Here is a 5,711-nt window from a genome sequence, read left to right as displayed (position 1 = left end):
CGCTGACCGGGCCCGGCGCCGGCCCGGCCTTGCGCGACATCGCCGTGCGGTTCCGCGCCTATCCCACCCTCGAATTCGGCTGGGGCGAGGCCCGGTTCTACGCCGCGACGCCCACGCTCGCGGAGTTCGATTGGCGGCTAGCGCTCGATGCGCTGTTCACGCCCGGCGGCAGCGACGGGGTGATCCAGGTGGTCGGCCTCGATGCGGACCCGCGCACGAGCTTTCCCCGCGCCGACATCCTGGCGGTGCCGGTCTCGGCCGCCGGCCTGGAGCGGCTCGTCGCGCGGCTCGAGGCGAGCTTCGCCCGCGTCGACGGCCATCCGGTCGACGTCGGCCCCGGCCTCTACGGGCCGAGCCTGTTCTACAGGGGCGCGGGCCGCTTCTCCTGGACGAACGTGTGCAACCACTGGACCGCCGGGCTCGTCAACGTCGCCGGGCTGCCGGTGGCGCCGGTGATCGCGACGCTGCCGGGCGGGCTCATCCTCGACCTCGAATGGCGCTCCGGGGTGACGGCGGTTCCGTGATGCCGGCGCCCGCCGAGGGCGGACCGGCGAACCTGTCGAAACGGTAATGCGCCGGTCACAGGCGGGTGAGGCGCCGGTCTCTAGAACGAACGCATCGCCCGCTGACGCCGGCGGCGCAGACGATTTCTCCTGGAGACCTATCGCATGTCCGTTCCCCAGACCCGCACCTCCGCCCGATACAGCCGCCGGGCCCTGGCCTCGGTCGCGACCGCCGCCCTCATCGCCGGCGGCGCCGTCGGCTCCGGCTTCATCATCTCGGCCGACGGCTACGTCGTCACCAACAACCATGTCGTCGACCACGCCAAGACCGTGCAGGTGACCCTCGACGACGGCCGGACGCTCGACGCCAAGGTGATCGGCAAGGATTCCAAGACCGACATCGCGCTCCTGAAGATCAAGGATTCCGGCAGCTACCCCTACGTCCAGTTCGGCAAGGCGGCCCCGCGGGTCGGCGACTGGGTGGTGGCGATCGGCAACCCGTTCGGCCTCGGCGGCACGGTGACGGCGGGCATCGTCTCGGCCCGCGGCCGTGACATCGGCGCCGGCCCCTACGACGACTTCCTGCAGATCGACGCGCCGATCAACAAGGGCAATTCCGGCGGCCCGACGTTCAACGTCAACGGCGAGGTCGTGGGCGTGAACACCGCCATCGCCTCGCCGTCGGGCGGCAGCGTCGGCCTCGCCTTCGCCATCCCGTCCGAGACCGTGCAGGCGGTGGTCGACCAGCTCAAGACCGACGGCAAGGTCGCCCGCGGCTACCTCGGCGTGCAGGTCCAGCCGGTGACGCAGGACATCGCCGAGGGTCTTGGCATGGCCAAGCCGAAGGGCGCGCTGATCGACCACGCGGAGGACGGGACCCCTGCGGCCAAGGCCGGCCTCAAGTCCGGCGACGTGATCGAGTCGGTCAACGGCAACCCGATCAACGACGCGAAGGAGCTGTCCCGCAAGATCGCCGGCCTGAAGCCCGGCGCGAAGGTCGAGATCGCCTACCTGCGCGGCGGCAAGTCGGACAACGCGACGATCACGCTCGGCGCGCTCCCGACCGACGGGTCGAAGGTGGCCTCGTCGGATACCGGGATGTCCGGCGGCCAGCCGCGGCTCGGCCTCGGCTTGGCGCCGGCCTCCGAGGTCGGCCTGTCCGACAGCGGCGTCGCGGTGGTGCAGGTCGACCCGGACGGCCCGGCGGCCGCCAAGGGCATCGAGCAGGGCGACGTCATCCTCGACGTCGCCGGCAAGAGCGTGACGCGCCCCTCCGACGTCGCCGAGCAGATCCGCACGGCCGAGGCGAGCGGACGCAAGGCGGTGCTGATGCGGGTGAAGAGCAGCAAGGGCGTGACCCGCTTCGTGGCGATCTCGCTCACCAAGAACGACGGCTGATCCGCCCTCGGTAGATCCTGACGACAGGACGACGCAGGCATCGGCACACCGCCGGTGCCTGCGTCGTCGGCGTTTCCACGTCGTCACGAGAGACATCTCGGCTCGCCCGCCCCGGCGGCGCGCGATATGCTTGGTTCCTCGCCTGCGCACGAGCGCCGGGACCAGCACCGGATTGTCGCGAGATGGCCGATTTCCGGAGCCTCGAGGTCTTCTACTGGGTCGCGACGCTGTCCAGCTTCCGCCGGGCGAGCGAGCAGGTGAACACGACCCAGCCCGCCGTGTCGCAACGCATCGCCGCGCTGGAGCACGAATACGGCACGCTGTTCGAGCGCCGCAGCCGCGACGTCGCGCTGACGGAGCGCGGGCGGGTGCTGTTCGGGTTCGCCGAGCGGTTCCTGTCGCTCCAGGCGGAGATGGGGGCGGCCCTGGCGGAAACCGGCCGCACGATGGGGACGCTGCGGCTCGGCGTCTCCGAGACGATCGTCCACCTCTGGCTGTCGCGGTTCATCGAGCGGATGCGGGCGGCCCTGCCGGGCATCAGCGTCGACATCGCCGTCGACATCTCGCCAAACATGCAGGCGGCGCTCGCCGCCAACGAGATCGACCTCGCCTTCCTCGTCGGGCCGATCACCCTGCCGAGCCTCGCCAACCGGCCGCTCTTCAGCATCCCGGTCGCCTGGATCGCCGCGCCGGGGCTGGTGCCGGAGGATGGGCCCCTGAGCCTCGGGGCGCTGATCCGCCATCCCCTGATCACCTACCCCCGGAACACAGGCCCCTACGTCGAGCTGCGCGACCTCGTGCTTCGGGCGAACCTGCTGCCCAGCCAGATCCACACCAGCGCGTCACTGGCGACGATCGTGAAGATGGGGATCGAGCGGCTGGGGATCTGCGTGATTCCGCCGGCCGTCGTCCGGGACGAGCTGGCGGCCGGGGCGCTGCGGATCCTGCCCGCCGAGCAATCCCTCTCGGACCTGAACTTCACCGCCACCTTCGCCAAGCGTCCCGACGCGCACTTCGTCGCCGACGCCGCGCGCATCGCGCAGGAGGTCGCCGCGGATTGGGCCGCGGGCCGACAAGCGGATCGGGCCGCTGGCCGATAAGGCGAGGTTATCGCGCCTCATTCGCAATGACGATTGGCGCGGAAAGAAGCGCGATGCGAACCTGCCTATCGAGACGGCACAGGCCCGATCGGGTCGAGGCCCGCGCCCTCCGGGCGTCGAGACCAGGAGGCGTGCGGTGACCCTGCATTTCCACCCTTCCCCCGCCGCCTATGCGGATGCGCGCGCGGCCCGGCGCGCCATCCGAAACGGGAAATGGCGCGGGCACACGTCCGGCCTCGCTCCGGCCCACGTCCAGGGCAACCTGATGATCCTGCCGCAGGCGCTGGCGCAGGACTTCCAGACCTTCTGCCAGCAGAACCCCAAGCCCTGCCCGGTGCTCGGCGTCTCCCGGCCCGGCGCCCGCGACCTCCCCGCGCTCGGCGCCGACCTGGACCTCGCCACCGACGTGCCGGGCTACGTCGTCTACGAGCACGGCGAGAAGGTCGCCGAGGTGGGCGACCTGACGCCCCTGTGGCGCGACGACTTCGTGACCTTCGTCCTCGGGTGCTCGTTCTCGTTCGAGTCGGCGCTGATCGAAGCCGGCATCCCCCTTCGCCACGTCGCGCAAGGGCGCAACGTCGCGATGTACAAGACGTCGATCCCGACCCAGCCCGCCGGCCCGTTCCACGGACCGCTCGTGGTCTCGATGCGGCCGATGCGGGCGGCCGACGCGATCAAGGCGGTGCAGGTGACGGCGCGGGTGCCCGCCGTGCACGGCGCCCCCGTCCACCTCGGCGATCCGAGCCTGATCGGCATCGCCGACATCGCCAAGCCGGATTTCGGCGACGCGATCGACATCGCGCCCGACGAGATCCCGGTCTTCTGGGCCTGCGGGGTGACGCCCCAGGCGGTGGCGATGGCCGCGCGCCTGCCGCTGTGCATCACCCACGCCCCCGGCCTGATGCTGATCACCGACCTTTTGAACCGGGACCTGCCGTACCGCTGAGGCCAAACCCGGCTTCGCTGAAGCCGCCGCATGCTTCGGCGAGCAGGCGCGCCGACACGCACCATGAAGACATGACCCGATCCCACCCGAGAACGTGAGCAATGCCATGTGGTTGAAAGACACGAGCCCGCCGGAAAGACGCGTCCTGGCCGCCGCCTTCGCTGGATACGGCATCGATGCCTTCGACTACATGATCTACACCTTCCTCATACCGACGCTGGTGATCGTGTGGGGGCTGACGACGGTCCAGGCCGGCAACATCGCCACCGCCGCGCTCGTCACCTCGGCGGTGGGCGGCTGGGCCGCGGGCATCCTCGCCGACCGGTACGGGCGGGTCGTCGTGCTACAGGGGACCGTGCTGTGGTTCACCGTGTTCACGGTGCTGTCCGGGTTCACGCATTCCTACGAGCAATTGCTGTTCACCCGCGCCATGCAGGGCTTCGGTTTCGGCGGCGAATGGTCGGTCGGCTCGGTGCTGATCGCCGAGACGATCCAGGCGCGCTACCGCGGCAAGGCGGTCGGCCTCGTCCAGTCGAGCTGGGCGGTGGGCTGGGCCGTCGCGGCCATCGCCTTCTGGGCGGTCTTCGCCCTGGTCGAGCCGGCGTCCGACTGGCGCATCCTGTTCTGGATCGGGGCGGTGCCCTCGGTGCTGATCTTCTGGATCCGCCGCAACATCGAGGATCCGGAGGTCTACCGGCAGACCCGCTCGGCCATGCACGCGGTCGGCGACCGCGGCAACTTCCTGGAGATCTTCTCCCGAGACCTCATCGGCCGGACGGCGCTCGCGAGCCTCCTCGCCACCGGGATGCAGGGCGGCTACTATGCCGTCACGACCTGGCTGCCGACCTATCTCAAGACCGAGCGCAACCTCTCGGTGCTCAACACCAGTGGCTACCTGCTGATGCTGATCTTCGGCTCCTTCCTCGGCTACTTGACGAGCGCCTACCTCTCCGACCGGATCGGCCGCCGCAAGGGCTTCATCCTGTTCGGGTTCTGCGCCGGCCTGCTCGTGCTCGGCTACACCCTGGCGCCGATCACCGACACGGCGATGCTGTTCCTGGGCTTTCCGCTCGGCTTCTTCCTGTCCGGCGTCTTCTCCGGCATGGGCGCCTACCTCAGCGAGCTGTTCCCGAGCCGCGTCAGGAGGTCGGCGCAGGGGTTCTGCTACAATTTCGGCCGGGCGACCGGGGCGGCCTGCCCGGCGCTGGTCGCGCATCTGTCCGGATCGCTGACGCTGGGCATCGCCATCGGGGTCGTGGCGGCCAGCGCCTATTGCCTCGTGATCCTGGCGGCCCTCCTGCTCCCCGAGACCGCCGGCCGCGAGCTCGACGCAGACGGGGCGACCCCGGCCGTGACAATGCCGGCGGCGGCGTGACCAGCGACGGGACGGGAGCAGCGGACATGGCGAGCGTCGACCTGAACTCCGACCTCGGCGAGGGCTTCGGCGCCTACGCCTGCGGCGACGACGCGGCGATGCTCGGCATCGTCACCTCGGCCAACGTCGCCTGCGGGATGCATGCGGGCGACCCTGAGATCATGGCCGAGACCTTCGCGCGGGCGAAGGCGAACGGCGTCGCGGTGGGAGCCCATCCGGGCTTCCCCGACCTCTGGGGCTTCGGGCGGCGGCGGATGCCGTTCACCCCGCCCGAGATCGAGCGCCTCGTCGCCTACCAGGTCGGGGCCGCGCAGGCGCTCGCGACTTACGCCGGCCACCGCGTCACCTACGTGAAGGCGCACGGGGCGCTCGCCAACCTCGCCGCCGCC

Annotated in this window: 6 protein-coding genes; all 6 read left to right on the top strand. The window is 70.7% G+C overall.

Going from position 1 to position 5,711, the window contains the following annotated elements; all coding sequences use genetic code 11:
• A partial coding sequence (locus FV222_RS15590; RefSeq protein ID WP_147815011.1) for a DUF2459 domain-containing protein occupies nucleotides 1–524 on the top strand: 524 nt, incomplete at its 5' end.
• 144 nt (nucleotides 525–668) lie between these two features.
• A complete protein-coding gene (locus FV222_RS15585; protein ID WP_147815009.1) occupies nucleotides 669–1,901 on the top strand; it encodes a trypsin-like peptidase domain-containing protein in 1,233 nt (410 codons plus the stop codon).
• Nucleotides 1,902–2,083: 182 nt separating this feature from the next.
• The gene (locus tag FV222_RS15580; protein WP_147815007.1) at nucleotides 2,084–3,001 is read left to right on the top strand and encodes a LysR family transcriptional regulator; all 918 of its coding nucleotides are present in this window, start codon (nucleotides 2,084–2,086) and stop codon (nucleotides 2,999–3,001) included.
• A gap of 136 nt (nucleotides 3,002–3,137) precedes the next feature.
• On the top strand, nucleotides 3,138–3,947 hold the full coding sequence (locus FV222_RS15575; protein ID WP_147815005.1) for a putative hydro-lyase: 810 nt from the start codon (nucleotides 3,138–3,140) through the stop codon (nucleotides 3,945–3,947).
• 106 nt (nucleotides 3,948–4,053) lie between these two features.
• Nucleotides 4,054–5,322 carry an MFS transporter gene (locus tag FV222_RS15570; RefSeq protein ID WP_147815003.1) on the top strand — a complete coding sequence of 423 codons (1,269 nt, stop codon included), beginning with the start codon at nucleotides 4,054–4,056 and terminating at the stop codon, nucleotides 5,320–5,322.
• 26 nt (nucleotides 5,323–5,348) lie between these two features.
• Nucleotides 5,349–5,711 (top strand): 5-oxoprolinase subunit PxpA (locus tag FV222_RS15565; protein WP_147815001.1); only part of this gene is annotated, 363 nt, incomplete at its 3' end.

The organism is Methylobacterium sp. WL103 (assembly GCF_008039885.1).
Lineage (GTDB): Bacteria > Pseudomonadota > Alphaproteobacteria > Rhizobiales > Beijerinckiaceae > Methylobacterium > Methylobacterium cerastii.
This window is presented reverse-complemented; position numbering and strand designations above follow the sequence as displayed.